We start from the raw sequence: 23908 nt of genomic DNA on the forward strand, positions 1-23908 counted from the left end.
CAAAAACAATGAAGCTTTAATGACAATAATGTTGCATTTATGTGCCATCAATAAAAATCAATATAATGAAAATGTAAGCACAATCTGTACATATTATTCATTACAAAATCAGCCGCAGTAAATGTCTAATATCGTGGTAAACTAGCGTTGATTAAATTAGCATCGTCTGCAACACCTAAAGCACATGAGGTTCACGTGGTATCGCCATCAAAATTCGACTCGTCTCCAGTCTCTGCGGGTATTCCCCACTTAGCGATGCTAATCCCTATGCTTGCCGCTATTGTCGCCATTACGCCTTTAGCCATAGACATGTACTTACCGGCAATGTCCATGCTGGCATTAGGTTTTGAGACCGACATCACCACAGTACAACAGTCACTCAGTATTTATCTTGCAGGTTATGCCTTAGGCATGCTGATTTTTGGCCCCCTTGCCGATAAAATTGGTCGTCGACCACTGGTGATTTTTGGGTTGTTAGGTTTCACCATTATCAGTTTGTTAATTGCACTTAGTACCAGTATTGAACAGTTTTTAATATTGCGTTTTGCACAAGCTCTCATTGGCGCAGCTGCCACGGTTGTGGTACCGGGTTATATTAAAGAGATCTATGGCGACAACACCGCCAAAGGTATGTCTTATGTAAGTCTTATCATGATGTTAGCACCATTGCTCGCCCCTACTTTAGGCAGTTTAATTATGGAGCTCGGTGATTGGCATCTTATCTTTTTAAGCCAAAGTTGTTATGCCATCACATTATTGGTATTAGTATTATTTAAACTAAAAATGCCCAGCGATAAAGATCTTGGCAGTCGCAGTCAAAAGACATTTTTAGGCGGTTACTACACAGTCTTTGCTCGCAATGGCGTCAAACTGAATTTATCCAGCGGTGTATTAACGTCATTTGCTTTCTTTTGTTACTTAACCGCTTCGCCATTTATTTACATGGAAGTGTTTAATTTAGATAAATCGCTGTTTGCGATTTTATTTAGCACCAATGTGGGAGCCTTGATGCTCGCCAATATTGTTAACTCTAGAGTGGTAACCCGATTCGGATCTAAACGGATGTTACACGTAGCAACATTCTTCGGCGTCATTGCCGCAACCGGCCTACTAGCGGTTAATTTACTTGATTTAAGTTATCATTTTACCGTGTTAATGCTTATCCCTTTAATGGGTTCGCTCGGGGTCATGTCGGTCAATGCAGACGCCATTGTATTAATGAAGTTCAAGCAAGAAACCGGCACCGCAACTGCCGTCATTGGTACGCTAAGATTTGGTTTTGGTGCAGTAGCGGGGCCACTGTTGGCGTACTTTTATGATGGTACTGCCGTGCCCTTTTCAGCGCTGATGCTTGGCGCAATATTGCTAGTCGGATTATGTCAGTTTTTTCAAAGTACCTTACCTAAAACTGAATAACGCAAAATATTTCTGAAATAACATTATGCAGAGGCCACTATTTTAGTGGTCTTTTTATTGCCTTATTATTGGTGATAGACACTATCAATCCCCTTTCGCCGAGCAAATAGCAGCACTTAAACATCAAACTCATCACAACAACCAAAAACAGCCCATAAACATGAAATGATTTCAACCTTGAAAAATAATTAACTAAAGGGGTTGCAGTAAAAATAAATTTACATAAGATGGAGACTAGTTACTTGTTCAGTAACAATGAAACCAGCCATTGAATATTGCGACAGCAATTTCAATCTTCGAGTTTGGATTATCCTTCAAACTTATTTTTTAAAACGATTACCGTCGTTGTATACAAGATACTGTTTACCATACGGTAACTTAACAAGGATTCATTTCATGGAAAAGCTTTCTGGCGCGAGTATGATCGTGCGCTCATTAATAGATGAAGGTGTCAGCCATATCTTCGGTTATCCCGGTGGTTCGGTATTAGACATCTATGATTCTCTGCATAAAATATCTGGTATTGAACACATCCTAGTTCGTCATGAACAAGCCGCTGTGCACATGGCTGATGGTTATGCCCGTGCAACTGGCAAAGTTGGCGTCGTGTTAGTCACTTCAGGCCCTGGTGCTACCAATGCTATTACTGGTATTGCCACTGCTTACATGGATTCAATCCCACTGGTTGTGTTGTCTGGTCAAGTGCCGAGTAATTTGATTGGTAATGATGCCTTCCAAGAATGCGACATGATTGGTATTTCACGCCCTATCGTAAAGCACAGTTTTTTAATAACAGACGCAAAAGACATTCCAGAAACGGTTAAAAAAGCCTTTTTCATTGCCGCTACCGGTCGCCCTGGCCCTGTGGTCATTGATTTGCCTAAAGACTGTTTAAGCCCAGATATACTGCATGATTATGTTTATCCGGACAGCGTTAAAATGCGTTCGTATAACCCCACTACATCGGGTCATAAAGGCCAAATTCGTCGCGGTTTACAAGCCCTGTTAGCGGCTAAAAAACCGGTATTATATGTCGGTGGTGGCGCGATTATTTCGGGTTGTGATGCACAAATACTTGCCCTTGCCGAACGTTTAAACATCCCTGTCGTGAGTACTTTGATGGGCTTAGGCGCGTTTCCTGGCACCCATAAGCAGAGTTTAGGCATGCTAGGAATGCATGGTTTATACGAAGCGAATATGGCAATGCACAACACCGATTTAATCTTTGGTATTGGGGTCCGTTTTGACGACCGCACCACCAACAATGTTGAAAAATATTGTCCTAACGCCACCATTTTACACATCGATATTGATCCATCTTCTATCTCTAAAACGGTTCGGGTCGATATTCCAATTGTTGGCTCTGCCGACAATATTTTAGACGGCATGTTAGATCTACTTGATGAATCCAAGGACACCAATGATGCTACTGCTATGGCAGCATGGTGGAGCGACATTGAAATTTGGCGTTCACGAAAGAGCTTAGAGTTCGATCGCACTACAGATAGAATCAAACCACAGCAAGTTATTGAAACATTGTACAAACTCACCAATGGTGACGCTTATGTGGCGTCGGATGTCGGCCAACATCAAATGTTTGCCGCGTTATATTATCCGTTCGATAAACCACGCCGTTGGATTAACTCAGGTGGATTAGGCACCATGGGCTTTGGTTTACCTGCGGCAATGGGCGTTAAAATGGCGTTCCCTGAAGCGACTGTAGTGTGCGTTACGGGTGATGGTTCTATCCAAATGAATATTCAGGAGCTTTCAACGGCACTGCAATATGATACTCCGGTTAAAATTATCAACTTAAACAACCGCTTCCTTGGCATGGTGAAACAGTGGCAGGACATGATTTATTCAGGTCGTCATTCCCATTCTTATATGGATTCTGTGCCTAACTTTGCCAAAATTGCTGAAGCCTATGGCCATGTGGGAATGAACATTAATCATCCAGATGAATTAGAATCTAAGCTGGCTGAAGCCTTGGCGATGAAAGACAAGTTAGTGTTTGTTGATATCAGCGTAGACGAGACTGAACATGTGTACCCAATGCTGATTCGCGGCGGCGCGATGAACGAAATGTGGCTAAGCAAAACGGAGAAAAGCTAATGCGTCGTATTATTTCTGTATTACTTGAAAACCAACCAGGCGCTTTGTCACGAGTGGTGGGATTATTTTCTCAACGCGGTTACAACATCGAAAGCTTAACCGTTGCGCCGACTGAAGATGTGACCTTGTCACGCTTAAATATTACCGTGATTGCTGATGCCAATATTCTTGAGCAAATTGAAAAACAATTGCATAAGCTTATCGATATTTTGAAAGTGGCTAACATTACCGAGTCGGCCTATATTGAACGTGAAATTGCCTTAGTTAAAGTGAAAGCTCAAGGCGATCAACGCGAAGAAGTCAAACGCACTGCGGATATTTTTCGTGGCCAAATCGTTGATGTTACCGCCAATATTTATACGATCCAAATGGTCGGAACCAGCGATAAAATTGATGCGTTTATCCATGCGATCACCGATATGACCAAAGTGATTGAAATATCGCGTTCTGGTGTGGTTGGTTTAGCCCGAGGTGAAAAATCAATGAGAGCCTAATTACAGGTTGTCTGACACAAAAAAGCAGAGTCCTATTGGGCTCTGCTTTTTTATTGCAATTAAGACAAGTGGCCATAAATAGCTAACTCACACTGTATCGCGGTTTTGTATCGATTGGTTTAGCTTCAACAATATAGCGATATTCGGCATTGCCACTCAGTTGGTCAAACGGATAACAGGTTATCAAGGTTAAATGACTTTCTGCTGTGGGAGCCAGCACATCTAAGTCGGTTTCATGCACCACATGGGTGGTAGTAATTTGATATAACACTCGCTCACCTGCAGTGCTATAAAGTTCAATCATGTCGCCAACCTTAACGTATTGTAAACGCATAAAATGACTGTCTCGATGGCCGGCAATTATCATATTGCCCTGCTCACCCAACGCCGCCCCCGCTAACATTAACCCAGGGCCAAAGGCTAAATTACGCCCAGAGGCCCCCGCTAATACGTACAAGTCACTGCCTAAAGGTTGCAAGCTATCATTGTGTTGTTGCAACACACGCATCTTAGCTACCGGGTGAGTGTCTGCCCAAGACCAGGGTTTATGTGGTTGGCTATCTGCCAAGGTTTTTTCAAAAGCCCGTTCAATTAAAAACTGGGCAAAATGGGCTTTAGCTTGCATATAACCTCCCTGTAATAATAATGCACATCCCAGTACGCTTAGAAGCACAATCACAATCCAATGCTTGGTCGGTGATATTGTTCGCTGCATATTTCCGCTCCTGTTTAATCATGTGATTCAATCACTAACAATTGGCCTGGTAAGCGCTGTCTTAACCATAAATAGTGCAACAATCCTAAGCCAAGCAAACTAAAACCAATTAATAACCATAATCGACTAGCGGTACCGGTTTGTGGCAATACTTGCGACGACTGCGATGCATTTAATCCATGGGGCATATGCGGCTGTAACTGCACATCTATAGGGCTATCAATTAATGGGTTAACCGGTGTCACATCCACCGCGACTAAACTGGTTTGACTGGTCACTAAGTGATACAACAAGCCTAATGCTTCAACTTGCTTATTGACGCGGTCGCGGCTGGCATTGTCTTTATAAAGCTCAAGTGATGTTATTTGCGCATTTGCCCATAACAAATCAATCCCCTTAGCTGCTTGGTTTTCTTCAAAATCAAGTTGTTGTTGCCAATATTGACCATTAATATTGCCAGACACTATGATGGGCTGTTGTTGGTGTGACGCCGATTTAATGCTTACCCAAAGGGGTTCATTTTGGTATAAATCGCTAATGGTGGTCGGCCAATAATCCGGTACGCTGCCATCAAGATAGTACAAACCAATATTGGTCAACACGGGTTGCTCTATTTTATTAAGTAATTGCTCAATTTTTTGCTGCACTTCAGACTCTTTGCCAATGTAGGTAAATGTTCCTCGCCCCATTGTTGCCGCTCGGCGCATAAAATCTGAGTTCGGTGCAGAGCCAATTCCGACCGTGAATAATCGGCTGTCACCCAATTGATCATTAATAAGCTGATACAACTCATGTTCGTTGCCAACGGCACCGTCGGTCATAAAAATCACTTGCCGTAACATTTCACTGTGAACATCGGTTTGATCTGAATCTTGCTGTACGCTGTCCACCAGCGCAGTTTGTAATGCACTGCGCATTTCGGTGCCGCCATCAGCATCTAATGACTGAATAAATCGGTTTGCTTTACCAATATTACGGCTATTAGCAGACAATGGCGTGGCAGATAACATTGTTACGTCACTATTAAATTCAATAATATTAAAGCTGTCGATGTCACGCAGTCCCGCTAGCGCAAACTGTAATGCTTGCTTGGCTTGAGTGATAGACTGGCCAGACATAGAACCAGACGTATCGATCACTAAAATCAGTTCTCTGGCAATAAGGTGTTGCTCGCTCACTTCCACACTCGGCGGCATTAGCATCACTAGCGAGTACAAGTTGTTATCAACGGGGTTAGGTTGTCTTTGTGCTGTTTCTGAACGCTCATCGCTATTGTCAGCTACATGGGTTTTACCGGTTTGATAAAACGTCGCTGCTTGTGGTACTGCGCCAACATTAGCTTGCCATTGCAGCACAAAATCACGGTCGGCAATTTGTTTGCCGGCAAAGTTAACACTGTAATGATTACCGGCAATAGACTGTTTAATCGGATGATAAAGACTGTTTAATGACGTTAGTTCAAAACCGGCATCAATGTTCACCTGCATCTTCACATTTAGTTCCGGCCTGACGTGTTTAACAGACATCGCCGTATTAGCGCTCGATGGCATGGCCAATGGCTGCTGCTCGGTAGTGCGATCTGCTTGCGGGTTGTAACGCGGTGTTATCGCTAATGGAAAACGTAAACTAAACAGCCCATCACGATACTCAACCTTTTGTTGATAACTAATTTCTACCACGAGTTGCTCGTGTGGCCCTAAATTGGCCACATCTGAGGTAAACAAATTGCGTCGTTGTTGCTGTAACAAACTCGCTTGTTTACCTTGTTTCTTGGCAGTTTCAAAAGTCTGTAATGCTTGTTTTTTAGGTTGTATTTGTCCTGCTATGACTTTGTCGCCAATGCGTAACTGCATGCTATCGACAGCTGCAGTTTCAGGTAAAGGAAATAGGTATCGCCCATTCACCCATTGATCAGAATCATTGATAAACACTTGCTTAACGGTGACCCGATTGAGTAATCCCGACACATCCATGCTCACTTGTGTATCTAGCGCAAAAGCTTGTATCACTTGATTTTGTTGAAAGTACTCTAATGTTCCTTGAGTGATATCGTCATCTTGATACCCAGACGGTGATGCAAATGCCGTTGTAATACTGGCATAAATGACAAACAACAAACCAAAACACAGCGATTTACAAACAGGTTTAATAGACAAATGTGAGATTAACAACAACGGGCGCATACTAGCTCCTCACCCATTTAGGCTACAACATCAATGTTTGCGCCTAGATGGGTAATATTCAAAACAAAAAGGAAAATCGACGTGTAAATTTAGTTAGCAGCAAGTTCAGCACCTGGGGCTAATAACTTGAGCGTCACCCGACGATCAAAAAAGTCGTTTTCAAAATTTTGTTCCTGGTGCATTGGCAACGTTGAACCATAAGCCTGTCCATGCAAACGCTCGCGGGCAATGCCTTGGGTAACTAAGTATTGTGTCACTTCAGCTAAACGCTGTTCAGACAAGGCTTGGTTGAAATCATTATCGCCACGGCGGTCGGCATAACCCGTTAAATCTATTGTCAATTCTGGTGACAAGCTCATCATGTAAGCCACATTATCTAATTGTTGTTCAAATAACGGCTCAATATGGCTCGAACCGGTTTTAAACTGCACATTCATTCCAATGGTTAACTCATTAAGCGTTTGTTGTTGATTCGCTTTTTGTTCAGCCAAGTTAGACTGTAATTGATAATATTTCTCCGACACTTGCTCCAACGACTGCTGCTTAGTGCTCAATGCCATTAATTGCTCGTTAGTTTGCGTTAATTTTTGTTCTTGCTGCACTAATTGTTGTTTCTGGACGCTGAGTTCTGCTTCATCGCCAACCGACTTACCAATAAACGTACCGGTAAATGCACCAATAATGGCACCCACTGGGCCGCCGATAACAGCACCGAGTAAAATCCCAGAGCTCAAACCCACTAGCTCTTCTGTGTGTTCGCGCTCTTCGCTCATGCCATGGTCATTGTCATTTGCCCAACTAACGTTTGAAATCATCATGGTAGAAATAATTGTTGCGGCAATAAGTTGCTTTTTCATAAAGAATCCCTTTTAGCGGTTGTTTAAAGTGGTTGTTTAAAAATGATGGTTATCATCAATACATGAGTTAATGCGTTGCTGATTAACTCTATGTCGCTATTAAACACCTCATAGGTGGCTTTATTGGGGAGCAAAAATGGCAATGTGGCGATCAAATGTGGCAACAATATGGCAATTGCCGTCAACGGCTTTTTTGGTCGATAAAATCCTGTATAGTCAGTACTGTATCTAATTATCAGCCTATTAATTGAAATCATCCCATGAAACGAATTGCCATTGTTGAAGACGAAGCCGCTATCCGCGAAAACTACAAAGATGTCCTGCAACAGCAAGGGTATAGTGTTCAAGCCTATGCAAATCGCCCCGCAGCCATGCTCGCCTTTAATGCCCGCTTACCAGACCTAGCCATTATTGATATTGGTTTAGAGCATGAAATAGACGGCGGCTTTACCCTATGCCAGGCACTGCGTGCAATGTCGAGCAGCCTACCAATCATCTTTTTAACCGCACGCGACAGTGACTTTGACACCGTGTGTGGTCTGCGTTTAGGGGCCGATGATTATTTAACAAAAGAAGTCAGTTTCCCCCATTTAATGGCCCGTATTGCCGCCCTGTTTCGCCGTTCAGAATTAATCGGTTCAAGCCCAATAGAAGACAACTTACTTGAGCGCGGCCACCTCACCATCGATGGCAATCGCATTCAGGTATATTGGAAATCGCAACCCATTGAACTGACCGTGACCGAGTTTTGGATGGTTCATGCCATGGCCAAACATCCAGGACATGTGCGCAGCCGTCAGGATTTAATGCAAGAAGCTAAAATTTACGTCGACGACAGCACGATCACCTCGCACGTTAAGCGCATTAGGAAAAAGTTTATCGTTATCGACGCTGAGTTTGACTGTATCGATACCGTTTATGGCATGGGCTACCGCTGGGACAATATCTAACAGATGAATTTACCGATAGGGCTGCGTGCCAAGGTCGTCATTTTGTCGCTGTTTTTACTCTGCCTACCATGGCTTGGGTATGAATACGTGTGGGAAATGGAAAAGTACCTGCGTTATGGCCAAGAAAAAACCCTTGAAGGCACCACTCAAGCGCTTGCTACGGCGCTACATGAGCGACCAAAATTATTTGATAACCAAGCCAGCTTTTTAAACCAAGTTGAAAAAGGCCGCGACTTATACGCCTATCCGTTAGCTGGGCCCATTCAACTCGACGGTAAACTGAGTGACTGGGACTTATACCAACATCGCACCCTCAACTATTCAGACAAACATGTTATTTATCAGCGCAGCGAAACTGAGCCAATCGATATTAGCTTTAGTCATATGGTGGGCAAATACGGCGGCTATTTATACGGCTTTTTCAACGTCAATGACCCGAACCTGATTTTCCGTAACCGTAAAAGCTTACGCATTGATAGAAACGATCACTTAGTCATGGCAACTCAATCGCCCGATGGCATGTTCAGGCGTTATATTATTGCCAATACCCAAAGTGGTTGGCTTAGTGCGTTTGAATTACCCGCCGACCCGAGCCAATCGATGCCCGTTACCCCAGAAGTGCGCATTCAAGGCCAGTGGTTAAAAACCGACAAGGGATATAATATTGAGTTTAGACTGCCACTCGAAATGGTAGGCAGTAAATTAGGTTTTGCGATACATAATGTAAACGATACAAAAACACGTCAATTAGTGAATGTTATTGGTACCTCTGCCACCGACTCAGTAGCCAGTTTAGGCACGGTATTAGTGCCCTCGCCTGAAATTGAAAATATCATTAAAGGCATGAGCCACAACAGCTCACGTATTTGGGTCGTCGATAATCATGGCCGCGTACTGGCAAAATCTGGTGATATTCGTTCATCGTCCAACACTTGGGCAGATGATATCGAGGTCAATCAACCTGAGTCGTTTTGGCTGCACTTTAAGCAGCAATATATTCTGCCGTTATACTACAAAATATTAACTCGTCCGCCACAAGACTTTATCGATTCACTGCAAGATTCAACTGAACTCACTGGCAGCCATATTGAAAAAGCCTTAAGCGGCAAACAAGGCTCTACATGGCGCTTAACCCCAGACAACAAAGCCGTGGTATTAGCAGCAGCAAGCCCTATATGGATTGACGATAAAGTGATGGGGGTAGTTATTGCAGAAGAAACCACTCACGGCATTCGCAGCCTGCGTAACCGCGCCCTGGAAAAACTGTTTAACGTCATATTAACTATTATGAGCATGGGCACATTAGCCTTGTTTATTTTTGCCTCGAGTATTTCAAGCCGCATTCGCCGTTTACGTGATCAGGCTGAACTCGCCATCGACAGCCAGGGCCGAGTAAGACAGCAGATTGTGGCATCAAAAAATCGAGATGAAATCGGTGATTTGTCACGCAGCTTTTCAAGTATTGTCAGCCGCCTTGGGCAATACACTCATTATTTAGAAAATATGTCGTCGCGTTTATCGCACGAACTGCGTACCCCTGTTGCCGTGGTGCGCAGCTCACTTGAACACTTAGGCTTGCAACAACTGGACGAGCAATCACAAAAATATGTTAGCCGTGCACAAGAAGGTGTCAGCCGCCTACACCTTATTTTAAATAACTTAAGCGAAGCAACTCGCTTGGAAGCCAGTTTAACCCAAGCTGAAAGCTGTCGTTTTTCATTAAAGAAAGTGATTAGCGGTTGTATGCAAGGCTATCAAATGACTTATCCAGACCAGCTCTTTAGCATCCACATTGAAGATAAAGCCATGTCTTGCGACGGTGTACCGGAATACATCGCCCAATTAATGGATAAACTGATCAACAACGCCATTGAATTTCATCAGCCCGACAGCGCCATCACCGTCAGCCTGACCCAATATCATAAACAGGCAATATTAAAAGTCAGTAACATTGGTCCTTTACTGCCAAAAGACATGAACAGCCAAATTTTTGAATCTATGGTGTCTATCAGGCCTCAAGGTATTAATGGTAAGCCTCATCTTGGTTTAGGCTTATACATTGCCCGATTAGTTACCGACTTTCACCATGGCAGCATTAAAGCAACCAATATAATAGAGAACGACATTGAAGGGGTTGAAATATGCCTGACGTTACCTTTGAGTGATGAAAAATAGTCAACCACAGCATTTAGGCGCTTTTATTTAGGTTTGTTGGTGCTAGGATGATGAACATCAGTAGATCATTCACCGTAGCGCATTTATCCATGTCATTGATATTTGCTAATAAACATTAGCTAAAACATAAACCATGGACTCTACACATAATGGAAATAACAACATGAGCAAAGACGATAAACTGGCCACCCAAATTGTTAGCGTTGGCCGCGACAAAAAGTTCACTAAAGGCATTATTAATCCGCCAGTATTTAGAGCCTCTACCGTGGTGTTCGACACCATGGATGAGATGCGTTTTGCGATTAAAAACAAAACCAACGGTGAAATGTTTTACGGTCGTCGCGGCACCCCAACCCATTTTTCATTTCAACAAGCCATATGCGAACTTGAAGGTGGCGCTGGCACGGCGTTATACCCTTCTGGTGCGGGCGCGATCAGCAGCGCTTTGTTATCATTTTTAAAAAGTGGCGACCATTTATTAATGGTCGACACCGCCTATGAACCAACGCGCGATTTATGCAATAAAATGCTCGCGGGCTTTGGTATCGAAACCACCTATTACGACCCAATGATTGGCGCAGGCATTCGTGAGTTAATTCGTCCTAACACCAAGGTATTATTTTTAGAATCACCAGGTTCTATCACAATGGAAGTGCAGGATGTACCATCGCTTTGCCGTATCGCTCACGAACATGATGTCATTGTAATGCTGGATAATACCTGGGCTTCACCGATTAATTCTCGTCCATTTGATATGGGTGTCGACATCTCTATTCAAGCCGCCACCAAGTACATTGTCGGCCATTCAGATGTCATGATGGGTACCGCCACTGCCAATGAACAACATTGGGAACAACTGCGCGAAAATAGTTACTTAATGGGCCAAACCACCTCGCCTGATGACGTGTATTTAGCCGCGCGAGGCTTACGTACCTTAGGGGTACGTATGGCACAGCATAATAAAAATGCCTTAAAAGTGGCTAATTGGTTGGCGACTCGTGCAGAAGTGGATCATGTCCGTCATCCGGCGTTCGATACTTGCCCTGGTCACGAGTTTTTTAAACGCGACTTTAGCGGCGGTAATGGTTTGTTCTCGTTTGTACTCAAGCAAGGCGACTTAGCGTCAGTCACTGCTTTTGTTGAAAACATGGACCATTTTAAAATGGGCTTTTCATGGGGCGGTTTCGAAAGCTTAATTTTAGGGGTATTCGGTATTAACAATATCCGTACCGCTACTCAATGGGACAGCAGCAAACCATTAATACGCTTACATATTGGACTTGAAGATGCCGACGATTTAATTGCCGATCTCGATACGGCATTTAGCCGATATAATGCAATACTACAAAAGTAGCTTCTACTCAGCTGCTGAAACGTTTTGCAAAAAACGTTAATGGAATGTTCAAACAATAAGGGAATAAATGAATATCATCAAATTAGTCATACTCAGCCTGTGTATTAGCATTGGCTATTATGCATTAACTATCGTGGCAATTGGCCAGTCTGCTGCTGGTAACTTATTGTGGTGGTTTAATAGCAGTGAATATCCAATACTGGCTCACCTTGCACAGAACTTTGTTGGTATCGGCTTAGCCGCGTTAATCCCTGCGTTTCTAGTGAGAAGTTACGAGCCCGCAAGACAATGGATTGCCATTACCATTATGATTTTAGGCGCCATGTTATTACACGGTAATATCCATTACATGCCATGGGATCCTATGGGTATTGTAAGGTTTGTAAACAACACCTTATTCTACGGTGATATCGGTGCAAAAGTGCTGTTTTTCTATATCTTACTGCTCCCTATACTGTGGTTGTTGCTGCTTAAACGTATGGCACGTATTTAACAGAATCCGAATTTGAGCGCTAAACAAAAGCAAGGTGAACATATCTTGCTAGTCAACATTGCCATCAATCTAAGCCTTGAGCCGTCATCGTCTCAGGGCTTTTTATTATCAATAATAGTCATAAAAACAAAGACTAAGCAGTTTACCAAACGTTTAGTCAATAGTTGCCAAAACTATTAGCAATCATTTAGCAAAACAGTTGTTCAAAACATACTTTAGGGAATTATAGAAGTGATAAATATCTCAGCGTACTTATGTGATGATATCGCCCGCAAAATGTAAATTACGCCACAAATGAAATGTTATCTCACTCTTGTCGGTCTTATTAAGTACACCACCATTTGCCAACTAGAGTTTAAATATGTGTAGCACACCAAAAACCAATCTAGCCGCTGCCACACCCAAAGTTCCTTTTCGGAGCTTTATGGCCAGTATGACATTGGCACAAAGACAACAGTTCGCCGAAGTCGCGAACCGTGCCGATGATCGGCGTAAAATAAGAGAAGATCGACTCAAAGGTCAATCCAATAGCAAAAGTGCGGCAAACACGACTGTAAAACCAAACATGCCATTTATCAAAAGACTGCTTCAATTTTGTAAACAACATATTGTGATATAAGCCTGTATGCCTTCAATGGCTAAACGGCTTATTGCACATTAGTCTTCAAGTACTGATATGAAAATTCTGTCTGCATTCCACAGTTCAATTATCTTGCGTGTCTTCTTTGAGTTCCAAAAACATTTTCCAAACAAAATAATCCCCGCACCTTCTAACTGACGCCCTTCCGATACATTGAAACGTTCTAATATTGCCGATTTAAATTTAGAGATAGGAATGCCAACATCAGTACAATCAGATGGATTTAACCAATCAAGTTCTTTGTCTAGATGCGAAATCGTACCCCAGTACATTTTAGGCTTTGCCTGTTTAGCATTATCGCTTGGCTCAGCCTCGGCAAAGTTAACAAATAAATTCTTCGCTTTGAATTTATAACCCGTATCAAGCTCAATCAAAGTACTCGACTCAGCTAAGTCGCTACCACGCATTAGGCTATTGAGTATTTTCTCCAGCCCTAGCACTTTGACCTTGGTTTGTTCATTGTTGCCATTGTGTTTACGACTGGCATTATCGATTTTTGGGAGGCTGCTTGAGGTGAGGCTTGATGTAGAGGCAACAGTTTGCACCTCTGTAACTGGCTTTTTGGTGTTTGATAACATGAAATCAATGCTAATAATATCAGCATCTGAAATGACTTTATTCACTTCTACGCTATGCCGAGTCTCTCGATCTCGTTGAGTTGAAAAATGACCTTCATCGCATTCTGCAACATGATATCTAGAGCCAAAACACGCCGCTTTACCGTCTGAGCTTCTCTTACGATAGTAAGCTTTTCCTTCGCACTCAGGGCATTGTAAAAATTGCCTAAACTTTTCAATTTCTGTTTCAGTTAACGCCTGAAATTTCAAAATTGAAAAAGTGTGCCTTTGCCCACCATAAGTACAAACCGCATCAATCATTTGCTATCCACATTTTCTATAAAAACGTACCTTTAAAATAAGCGATTAAAGGAACCTTAAAACCTAGTGAAACAATAGCAAGTTATTAATAAAAATCCTATTTTTCAATAATGCTAATCGCTGTCGTAGACTTTATAGGTTGAGCTTAACATGCTAGAAGCTGCTCAACAATTGAGCTATTAGTGGGTTGTGGTTTGATAAGAGATACTATTCATAATGGAGTGAATCCACCCGCGACTGACGATATGATTTGCTCACTATCTAAATCGTTTCGGGACAGAAGCGAGATAGTAACGAGCACAGTAAAAGGCGGAAAATAGTTGGTTAAAACTTGCAATGAACGAACACAAGTCAGCTACTTTGCTTAATAGCCTTTATTAGATTTTCTGGATCGTTTGTACCCAGACAAACCGTTGTGCCATCTTTAAGTTTTAATTCAACAGCCGTTAGACCAGAAACGTTATATAACCATCCAGTTGAGATTAACCGGATGCCGAGCCCATAGTACCATTTTGTTCTTATCTCTTGTGTCGACTCAATTTCAGATATTTTTATTGATTTATTCCAAAATTTTGGACCAAAAAACCATTTAACTTTCCCATCTTCAACTTTGATTGTTAATGCTGAAAAAAGAATTGAAACCACACCTACAATTAAATACGCAAATCCGATCGGTTCGGTAGGTTGAGTTGCCGAAGCAAAGATAAGCACTAATGTTACAATTCCCATAACTGAAAGCATCGCGATTCCAAGCTGAGTGTTTTTATACTGCATGACGAGCTCCTTTTACAGTTAATTGCTTATTATCCAACCTCGGACAACTCCCTACCTATAATTAATTAACATCACATCTTTAGCTTGAAGTGCGATAGCTTCCGACACTATTAAAGTAAGGCATGCCTTCTAGACTGACGATAGTTTATCTTGGTCTGGCCATCTTTAATCACTATTTTGAAAGAGTAAATAAACTCTCCTTTATTTACCGAGCAATCTTGGGAGACCGAATAGCAGTACTTTGACACCCAAATAATAGGAAATGCGCGGCATAAAATATTGAATAAAAACGGCTTAAAATCTCTCCAGAAATACTTGACCATTACAGATTATTTAATTTGCTTCAAAAGAAATATTTAAGTTGAAAGTCATAATAACAAAAACAAGTAAGTATCAGAGATGAAGCTCCACGGCACCACGAAAGAGAATGGCGCTTTCTAACGATCATTTGTTACTTTTATTCTTTCCACTAAAAAGTCTACTGCCGCTTTTACTTTTGGGACTAAGTAACGCTGTTTTTGATACAATAAATAAACCGCCATATCAGAATGTTGAGTGATAGCTAACTCATGTTCAAACTTAAGTTCTAGCAATTTACCAGACTCAAGATAAGACGCTAACGCCCATCGAGTTGACATTAAGATACCTTCCCCATCACAAGCCTTTTTCGCCAGCCAGGGGCCGTTATTTGAAATCGCCACCGCCGGTCCTGAAACGTCATGCCATTGACCGTTCATATTACATAACCAAGGCGTTGGCCCTGTTGGCGCTTTAAAATACAGGCCATTATGTTGCGTTAATTCCATCGCATTGTTAGGTATACCGTGTTTCTCTATGTAACTTGGTGACGCCACAGGAATAAAGCCATTGTCCATCAGTCTTATTGCTAACACGCGCTCATTGGGCGCGTAACCACCGCGAATAGCAATATCGACATCGTCACGTCCGAGTGTTGATAACTCGTCACTTAAACTGACATCTAAAACAATTTGAGGGTATAACGCGCTAAATTCATCTAACAACGGCAGTAATATCTTTTCACCAAAACCCACCATCGAACTGATCCGTAAACGCCCCATTGGCGTTGTTTGGTAACTACGAACCGTTTCATTACTTTGCGCTAGTTGATTCAATATTTGCTGTACATCGTTATAATAAATTTGCCCCACTTCGGTTAGTTTAACGATTCGGGTCGAACGCTTTAACAAGGTCGCCCCCAAACTCTTTTCTAAATCAGCAACTCGTCTAGACAAGGATGATGGCGGCACATTAAACGCACTCGCCGCTTTGGTAAAGCTGCCCGTTTCGACTACCTTACTGAAATACCGCATTGCACGTAGTTGATCCAACTTACTTCTCCATTAAATCTGAGTACTTTGGCTTTATTATTGTCTTAAAAGCAATAGTGATTAGCATTTTCCCTTATATATAACCAAATTAAAACAGGTAATAATACAGTTAACTTAAACATTGCAACCTTAACCCTGTTGCCGCGTGTTAAAAGCAGAGGTGTTAATTGCATTTTTCAGCAATTAACACCAACCTTCACGTAAATGATGGACACTGACTTATGATTACTTTGCACGGTTTTGCAGCTAGCAACTATTACAACCTAGTGAAACATGTACTGCTATACAAACAACTGCCATTTCAAGAAAACCTTATTTACGGTGGTAGTGACGAGTTACTGAAAGTCAGTCCAGCTGGCAAAGTACCTGCTATCACAACGACTGAAGGACTGAATATTTCAGAGTCGAGTGTCATTTGCGACTTTATCGAAGAGACTTACCCTGCAACGTCGCTATACCCTGAAAATGCCGGAGAGCGTGCAGTTGTGCGTCAAATTATGAAAATGGCAGAGCTTTATTTTGAACTGCCAAGCAGACGACTTATACCTTATGCATTTTCTGGCACAGAAGTTCCTGAATCGGTTAACGCTGAGGTCCGCCAAGTGTTAACCCGTGGCATTACCGGTTTAAGTCGTTTGTGTCAGTTTTCACCTTGGATTGCCGGCGAACAATTCACCATGGCAGATATCTACGTTTATTACGTCAACACCATAGTCAGCTCGTTTGGCTCGAGCCAGCTTAACTGGGATGTACTGGCTGAAATACCAGGCATGAAACAGTGGAACGATGCCATGAGCCAAACGGTTATTGCCCAACAGGTGGAATCCGATCGCCTAGCAAACATGCCCGAATTTATGCAAAAAGTGAAAGCTCAAATCCAAGCGGCGAACGCTGGATAACACTTATTTATACGAAATGATATTAGCGATAAAAACAATCAATACTGACGTTTGGCTTGAATTCAATTACAAACAGAACATAGCCAATACCATAAAGTGATTGGCTCAATGAATTAATTATTTTACAGGAGAGAATCCCAATGACAGATACCAATATCCAACTGACTTCATTGATCAGCGAAGACAATAAATTAACGCTTGCGTTAAAAAACATCGACATGCCACAACCAGGTGCCGATGAAGTGGTTATTCGCATTGAAGCTGCGCCATTAAATCCGTCTGATTTAGCCGTTCTGTTCAGCGCTGCAGATATGACTACTGCGACACAAGCAGGCACTGAACAAAGCCCCGCTATTATTGCGGATGTTCCGGCTAAATTTATGCCAGCGGTTAAAACCCGAGTCGGTAAAGCCATTCCTGTTGGTAATGAAGGTGCAGGAACCGTTGTCGCAGCAGGCTCATCGCCTGCAGCGCAAGCATTAATGGGTAAAACCGTTGCTGTCATTGGCGGTGGAACGTATCGTCAGTACCTCTGTGCCAATGTGCAAAGCTGCCTAGAATTGAAACAAGGCACTACCGCTAAAGAAGGTGCATCTTCTTTTGTTAATCCGCTTACAGCATTAGCAATGGTCGAAACAATGCGTGCTGAAGGCCATAAAGCCATTATTCATGCAGCAGCTGCGTCTAATCTTGGCCAAATGTTAAACCGTATTTGTATTGCCGATGGCGTCGATTTAATTAACATCGTCCGTAAAGCGGAACAAGAAACGCTATTACGTGACATGGGCGCAAAATACGTTGTTAACTCAAGCAGTGATACTTTCCTAGCTGACTTAACCGCAGCAATTATTGAAACAGGTGCAACGATTGCGTTTGACCCAATTGGTGGCGGTAAATTAACCAGTGACATTCTTAACTGTATGGAAGTGGCTGCATCGCGCGATATGAAAGAACACAGCGTTTATGGTTCTGACACTTTCAAGCAAGCTTATATTTATGGCGCATTAGACCGTGGTCCTATTACGCTTAACCGTAACTTTGGTTTTGCTTGGGGTGTTAATGGCTTCTTATTATTCAATGCGCTAGCCAAGTTAGGCACTAAAACGGTTATGGCGATGCGTAAACGTGTTGCAGATGAAATCACCACCACATTTGCTAGCCACTACACCCATGAAGTGTCATTGGCTGAGGTATTACAATTAAAATCAATAGCGGGTTATTCTAAACATGCTACTGGTGAGAAGTACTTAATTACACCGCAAAAGTAGTTAACCTTCAAAGGTCATAACAGATTAAGTGATTGATTTTTAAATCAATAAAAAGAAGATACTGATTATAGTATCTGCTTTTTATTTGCCTGTTCATCATAGCAACAATCGTGGGTGGCCATGTTATCTGTATCTTGGACGGATTTTTTTCGGCCTTTTGCACATAAGATGACAGTTTCAGGAGTTCCAGCCGAAGGCGAGCATGCCTAACCTTGTTATGTGTATTTGCTTTTATCAACTTGAATCTCCTTAAAAGAGCCTGAAGAAACTAGTATTTTTGAAATCTGCTCGATTACTTTTTTATGATTGGTTTTAGGGATAATAAACAAGCCACCCCAATCATCATTTAATTCGAAGATCCCTCTCTCAAATTCGACTTCCCAAACATAATCATCAGTTACGTAGTCTTCCATTATAATTCTTGAAGGCTTGAGAGCATTTTTCAATATGTAAAGGACATCAGGAAAATCACCAGATCTGTGATCACCGCTAAACTCGATCAAATTATGATCTGATTTATAACCCAGACGGATAAAGAATGAATTCATATTATCTACCAACGCTTCACTCACCGGAACTTTAGGAGCGAAGCGAGAAAAATTCCGACTACAATGATTTGTTAGGCCAACTCTTGAATGCCATATTGACGTTCTATCTTCTCGAACAACAATCGTGGGTGGCCATGTTATCCTTTAATATCCTTTACAATTAACAGGCTTAAAATAGTTTGTTAAAATTTTGAGGAACGAAAAACAACAAACTATCTACGTCCTAGTTTATTTGCTTGTTAACTGACTGTGATAAACACACTACTACTTGTTCTTTAGATAAAAGTTCGTCATAAGTGCCTACACCATTAGCTTTAAGAGTATAATCTAAAGGCATTAGTGATTTCGAGAAATACCAATCAAACTCACTATTCATTTTAACTACAGTATTTACGCATGAGTAACTTTGCAATCTATTTTGTGATTCTTGAATTAAAACATAGTCAGGATCTAGGCTACGCAAATACTTGAAGATGTTAGTTCCAAAGAATACAGACGAGATTGTTAAAAGAGCAATTATCAATAAACCGATATTCATGAACATAAATGACGGATATTTTTTGTAGTAGCCCATTCTCATCATCCCTCGAGTCAGCAACTCATCATCGATAATAACTTTAGGTTCGAAATCTTTAACAAGTAGTGATGGTGACGGGAATAGATGGATATAGATTGATTCGTTTGGATCAATTCGATCAATCGTTATTTCTAACTTTTCTTTGTCAAAGGTAAATTCTAGATTACCCCCTCGTTCATTACTCTCGACTTTAGGAGAAAAACCAAGCGGAGATTGGAGTTTTATTCTAATGTTTTTTAATACTTTTGTAGAAAAGTTTTCAAGTCCCACATAAGAGGTAAGAAGCTCCTGTTCATCATCCTTAAAGTATTTTTTTGCTACTTCGACAGGTAATGGGTGAAGCATTGGTTCAATATAAGAAAAGTGAACGGGTAAAGGTGACTTTTCTTTTATGGTTAAAATTTGTGCTAATGATGCTAGAGGGTTCATGATACTTCTTAAGTCAGTTAACGCCCAAATAACAGGCTAAGTAATGGTTGGCTAAAATTGTGTAGCGAAGCGAAACGTAACCAACTGTTACGTGTCCTTGTTGATTTTCTTGTTATGTGCTTTTTAGCTAGAGTACATGTATATCATTTATAGTAGCGCTGAATTCATTACCACTTATACGATTAAATTCGAACTCTACTGTTAGGTCTGTTATTTCACCATTTACAGGAAAGTAAAAACCGTATAGTAAACTACCATCATCACACTCTAAAAACTCAGGTGTGCAAAATGATATTTCTGTATTTTGAACTTGAAAGTCTGACTCGCTATCAAAGTAATCAACTACAGCTTCAGTTATTTCCTGTTTACCCCAGCGAACACCATAATGGTTTGGGGCAGAAATAAGTTCATTTGCTTGTTCAAAGTCACCTTGAGATAGAAGTAAAAGCCATTTCTGGGAATATGCTTTTAACTCTAATTCTATATTCTGAGGAGATAATTGAACCATGAACCTTCCTTAGCACATAACAGCTTATTGAAGGGCAAAAAAAATTAAAGTCGCCCTTTTAAGTTATTGATTAATATCATCCTACATTTACTATCTTCTTGATGTAAAGCAGTTTTATTTAACTCCACTGACAAATAAAAGCGAGGTTGCGCGTTAAAAGTGGACTCAATATTCAACAGGAAATAAAAACACATTTATTTCAATGCATTACAAAATAAAAAATTATTTATCGTACTACTTTAGTTTACTTATTAGCCGGTTTAACTTAAAAAAACACTAAAAACCATTACAACTTTTTTTGTATACAGTACACACAACATAAAAGGTGGGAAATATGGCTTACACAGGATACTTATCCGATATTTATAAGCCAGATACTGATGAAGTGTTAAGCAGTACGATCCCCATCGAAAATTATGCACTTTTTAGCATTTTTCGTCTGGGATGATGTGGCCACAGGTTCATATTTGAAACAAACTTTGGGGCAAAAACGAGTTAGTTTTCTTGACTTGGAAATGGACCGATTCAACATTTGAATTGAGGACGTTGAAGAAAATAGCGTGAGCCTGACAGGACGTCAGGCAAGCTTTCGTTGGCCAGGGATGGCCTATCGGAAGCGTTAGCATTTTCGAATAAGGGCGAAGCAGGATTCAAATGAAGTTAAAAGCTGGATCTACCCCATGGCGACCTTTTCGCTGTTTGAAAATGTTGCGGGGCGGCTGGGTGATCCAAGAGGGAACAGCCGTTGGTTTCCTCTTGGTCTGGTGTGGGCGAAGCACCACGACGTTAGTGGCCGTAGGCCATAGCCCAAACAAATTTTGGGGCAAAAACGAGTTAGTTTTCTTGACTTGAAAATGGTGTGATTCAACTCTGGACTTGAGCACGTTGAAGACTCTTTATAAAAGAATACGTGAGCTGGCCATGGATGGTGAGCTTAACTTTCGCGGAACAGGATGTACCATAGGAAGCGTTAGCATTTTCATTCTTTACTATAAAGAGTTGACCGAAGAAGGATTCAAACGAGGCCAAAAGCTCGATTAATTTACGTCGCAACCTTTTCGCTGTTCAGAAAATGTTGCCGGAACGCTGAGGGTTTGCAAAGGGGTACAAGCGCTTTACCCATTTGCTCTGGTGTGGGTGAAGCGCCACGACGTTAGTGGCCGCAGGCCATAGCCTAAACATGCTTTGGGGCATACATAAGTTAAAGATTTTACTTTCAAAAGGTGTGATTCAACTCTGAACTTGAGGCCGTTGAAAACTCTTTATACAAGAATGCGTGAAGCTCACATGACCTTTCTCGCACCAAATTGCTGAAATGGCCGTTGACGGGAACCTCAGTCAGCATGTGAATGAGGTTTAGTCGGATTTGCTCGGCTGCGCCTCATATCTATGCCAAATATGTTGATTATCCTTAGCACGTCAGTAATAGCGCCTATGAATCTCGCAATTCTCGACGTAAGATCTTGCCAACATTTGATTTTGGCAATTCATCTCTAAATTCGATTATCCTTGGGTTTTTATAACCGGTAAGATATTTTCTACAATGTTTTTTTATTTCATCAACGGTCACATTACCTTTGCGTACAATAAATAATTTAACTATTTCTCCTGTGACGTCATCAGGAATGCCAATGGCCGCAGCTTCGATGATGTGAGGGTGAAGTGTTGCAACTTCTTCAATTTCAGTTGGAAAAACATTAAATCCCGATACTAGAATCATATCTTTTTTACGGTCTTCAATATAAAAAATCCCATCGTCATCCATTCTTCCTATATCGCCAGAGCTTAACCACCCTCCTGTATGCATTACAGTATTGGTTTCGGCTTCTTGTTGCCAATAGCCTTTCATCACTTGGGGCCCTCTAATTTGAATTTCACCAATTTGGTTAGGACCTAAAGGTTCATTTTCATCATTAACGATACGGAGTTCAGTGCTGGGTAAAGGGACACCAATTGAAGAAATAAATGATTGTTGTTGATGAGTACCTGCAGCGACTACTGGGGAACATTCAGTTAAGCCATAACCTTCTATGACAGGCATTCCAGTGAGCTCTTGCCAACGATCAGCAATATGTTTCTGCGTCGGCATTCCACCTGCAATAGTAAAACGAGCGTGACTAAAATCTAATTTTTGAAAACCAGCATGATTGTTTAGGCCATTAAAAAGTGTATTTAAACCAAAAACCATTGTGAATGGATATTTACTTAAATCTGCTACAAAACCATCTATATCTCTTGGGTTGGTAATGAGTAGATTCGTTGCACCGAGAAAGAGCATAAACATCATACTCACTGAGTTGGCGAAAATATGATAAAGCGGAAGTGGGGTTACTGCATATTCCTTATCATATAAGGTTCTTGGGCTAAAATGAGCATGAACCTGTAGAACATTAGAAATAATATTACTATGAGTCAGCATTGCCCCTTTCGCAGGACCCGTCGTTCCACCTGTATATTGGAGATATGCTAAATCATCTACTGTTATTTGGGGATCAATAAAGGGAAGTTTCTTGCCTTCGGTTAATGCTCTACGCAATGAAATAGCGTCGGGAATATGATATTTAGGCACTATTTTTTTGACATGTTTGATAAGAAAGTTAACCAATGTACGCTTATGAATCGCTAACTCATCGCCGATTTTGGTTAACATAACATGCTTAATGTTAGTCTCATGCAGTATTTGCTGAAGGTTATTACCAAAATTTGTTACGGCAACAATAGCACTGGCCCCTGAGTCTCGTAATTGGTGTTTTAATTCTCGAGGGGTATAAAGTGGATTAACATTGACAATAATGAGTCCTGCTTTTAATGCACCTAAAATAGTGATGGGATATTGCAATAAATTAGGCATCATCAAGGCGATTCGTTCGCCTTTTTTCATTTTTAGTTCAGATTGTAGATAAGCAGCAAAAGCGTTACTTTTACTTTCGAGATCTTGATAGGATAAGCTATGTCCCATATTAATATATGCTGCTTTTTTAGCATGCGCATTAAAAGACTCTTTAAACAAATCATTGATATTGTTATACATACTTGAATCTATTTTTGCAGGCACATCCTCAGGATATTGTGTTAGCCACGGTTTATCATTTGTCATTATAGCCATCATTAATGTTGTTTAAACATCACTATTGTAAATTAATTTACCTAATCAGTATAAAAATAATAGACTGAATTCAATGAATTAACTACTGTTCTAGGGGGGTTATCAGTAGCTAATCTCTCGGAGTGTGACTCATCCCTACTTTTATTGCTTTTCCGCTTCACTCTATCTTTCTTCAACAAT

19 protein-coding genes are annotated in these 23908 nt (G+C 41.2%); 9 read left to right on the forward strand and 10 right to left on the reverse strand.

Going from position 1 to position 23908, the window contains the following annotated elements; translation table 11 throughout:
* Positions 1-255: 255 nt before the first annotated feature.
* From AAEY98_RS08555 to ilvN, 3 genes are all read left to right on the forward strand, one after another.
* Complete coding sequence (locus tag AAEY98_RS08555; RefSeq protein WP_182744867.1) at positions 256-1416, forward strand: multidrug effflux MFS transporter; 1161 nt, start codon at positions 256-258, stop codon at positions 1414-1416.
* Between the two features lie 396 nt (positions 1417-1812).
* On the forward strand, positions 1813-3531 hold the full coding sequence (locus AAEY98_RS08560; protein ID WP_101087533.1) for an acetolactate synthase 3 large subunit: 1719 nt from the start codon (positions 1813-1815) through the stop codon (positions 3529-3531).
* Complete coding sequence (gene ilvN, locus AAEY98_RS08565) at positions 3531-4025, forward strand: acetolactate synthase small subunit (protein ID WP_101087532.1); 495 nt, start codon at positions 3531-3533, stop codon at positions 4023-4025. The genes AAEY98_RS08560 and ilvN overlap by 1 nt, the downstream gene beginning before the upstream one ends.
* Before the next feature lie 82 nt (positions 4026-4107).
* Here ilvN and AAEY98_RS08570 read toward each other — a convergent pair whose 3' ends face one another.
* The 3 genes from AAEY98_RS08570 to pdsO form a co-directional block, all read right to left on the reverse strand.
* Positions 4108-4740: a class GN sortase gene (locus AAEY98_RS08570; RefSeq protein WP_101087531.1), complete on the reverse strand. Its 633-nt coding sequence runs from the start codon at positions 4738-4740 to the stop codon at positions 4108-4110.
* Between the two features lie 14 nt (positions 4741-4754).
* Positions 4755-6923, reverse strand: coding sequence for a marine proteobacterial sortase target protein (locus AAEY98_RS08575; RefSeq protein ID WP_351016304.1), 2169 nt, complete (start codon positions 6921-6923; stop codon positions 4755-4757).
* 89 nt (positions 6924-7012) lie between these two features.
* Positions 7013-7780, reverse strand: coding sequence for a sortase-associated OmpA-like protein PdsO (gene pdsO / locus AAEY98_RS08580; RefSeq protein ID WP_182744844.1), 768 nt, complete (start codon positions 7778-7780; stop codon positions 7013-7015).
* A gap of 260 nt (positions 7781-8040) precedes the next feature.
* Here pdsO and pdsR point away from each other — a divergent pair, with 260 nt between their 5' ends.
* The 4 genes from pdsR to AAEY98_RS08600 all read left to right on the forward strand — a co-directional run bounded on the left by pdsR (position 8041) and on the right by AAEY98_RS08600 (position 12752).
* Positions 8041-8730: a proteobacterial dedicated sortase system response regulator gene (gene pdsR, locus AAEY98_RS08585; protein ID WP_011637090.1), complete on the forward strand. Its 690-nt coding sequence runs from the start codon at positions 8041-8043 to the stop codon at positions 8728-8730.
* Between the two features lie 3 nt (positions 8731-8733).
* Complete coding sequence (pdsS, locus tag AAEY98_RS08590) at positions 8734-10905, forward strand: proteobacterial dedicated sortase system histidine kinase (RefSeq protein WP_162022856.1); 2172 nt, start codon at positions 8734-8736, stop codon at positions 10903-10905.
* A 163-nt stretch (positions 10906-11068) separates the two neighbouring features.
* Positions 11069-12259 carry a cystathionine beta-lyase gene (locus tag AAEY98_RS08595; protein ID WP_351016308.1) on the forward strand — a complete coding sequence of 397 codons (1191 nt, stop codon included), beginning with the start codon at positions 11069-11071 and terminating at the stop codon, positions 12257-12259.
* Positions 12260-12326: 67 nt separating this feature from the next.
* Positions 12327-12752, forward strand: a complete 426-nt coding sequence (locus tag AAEY98_RS08600; protein ID WP_162022854.1) for a hypothetical protein — start codon at positions 12327-12329, stop codon at positions 12750-12752.
* A gap of 657 nt (positions 12753-13409) precedes the next feature.
* On the opposite strand, the gene AAEY98_RS08605 is transcribed toward AAEY98_RS08600, so the two are convergent.
* The 3 genes from AAEY98_RS08605 to AAEY98_RS08615 form a co-directional block, all read right to left on the reverse strand.
* On the reverse strand, positions 13410-14270 hold the full coding sequence (locus AAEY98_RS08605; protein ID WP_351016311.1) for a hypothetical protein: 861 nt from the start codon (positions 14268-14270) through the stop codon (positions 13410-13412).
* A gap of 351 nt (positions 14271-14621) precedes the next feature.
* Positions 14622-15044 carry a hypothetical protein gene (locus AAEY98_RS08610; protein WP_101087523.1) on the reverse strand — a complete coding sequence of 141 codons (423 nt, stop codon included), beginning with the start codon at positions 15042-15044 and terminating at the stop codon, positions 14622-14624.
* A 437-nt stretch (positions 15045-15481) separates the two neighbouring features.
* Positions 15482-16393 carry a LysR family transcriptional regulator gene (locus AAEY98_RS08615; protein ID WP_350999244.1) on the reverse strand — a complete coding sequence of 304 codons (912 nt, stop codon included), beginning with the start codon at positions 16391-16393 and terminating at the stop codon, positions 15482-15484.
* A 221-nt stretch (positions 16394-16614) separates the two neighbouring features.
* Between AAEY98_RS08615 and AAEY98_RS08620 the strand changes: the two genes are divergently transcribed.
* Both AAEY98_RS08620 and AAEY98_RS08625 read left to right on the forward strand, forming a co-directional pair.
* Entirely contained in the window at positions 16615-17292 is a 678-nt protein-coding gene (locus tag AAEY98_RS08620) for a glutathione S-transferase family protein (protein ID WP_182745258.1), read from the forward strand.
* 140 nt (positions 17293-17432) lie between these two features.
* On the forward strand, positions 17433-18560 hold the full coding sequence (locus tag AAEY98_RS08625) for a zinc-binding dehydrogenase (protein WP_182745260.1): 1128 nt from the start codon (positions 17433-17435) through the stop codon (positions 18558-18560).
* Between the two features lie 215 nt (positions 18561-18775).
* Here AAEY98_RS08625 and AAEY98_RS08630 read toward each other — a convergent pair whose 3' ends face one another.
* The 4 genes from AAEY98_RS08630 to AAEY98_RS08645 form a co-directional block, all read right to left on the reverse strand.
* On the reverse strand, positions 18776-19108 hold the full coding sequence (locus tag AAEY98_RS08630) for a hypothetical protein (protein WP_162022848.1): 333 nt from the start codon (positions 19106-19108) through the stop codon (positions 18776-18778).
* 223 nt (positions 19109-19331) lie between these two features.
* Positions 19332-20114 (reverse strand): hypothetical protein, encoded by a 783-nt coding sequence (locus AAEY98_RS08635; RefSeq protein WP_351016315.1) that lies wholly within the window; start codon positions 20112-20114, stop codon positions 19332-19334.
* Positions 20115-20241: 127 nt separating this feature from the next.
* Positions 20242-20622 (reverse strand): hypothetical protein, encoded by a 381-nt coding sequence (locus tag AAEY98_RS08640; RefSeq protein WP_165871117.1) that lies wholly within the window; start codon positions 20620-20622, stop codon positions 20242-20244.
* 1432 nt (positions 20623-22054) lie between these two features.
* Entirely contained in the window at positions 22055-23731 is a 1677-nt protein-coding gene (locus AAEY98_RS08645; RefSeq protein ID WP_351016319.1) for an AMP-binding protein, read from the reverse strand.
* Positions 23732-23908: the final 177 nt, after the last annotated feature.

Origin of the sequence: Shewanella sp. AC91-MNA-CIBAN-0169, assembly GCF_040310165.1 — a bacterium.
GTDB lineage: Bacteria > Pseudomonadota > Gammaproteobacteria > Enterobacterales > Shewanellaceae > Shewanella.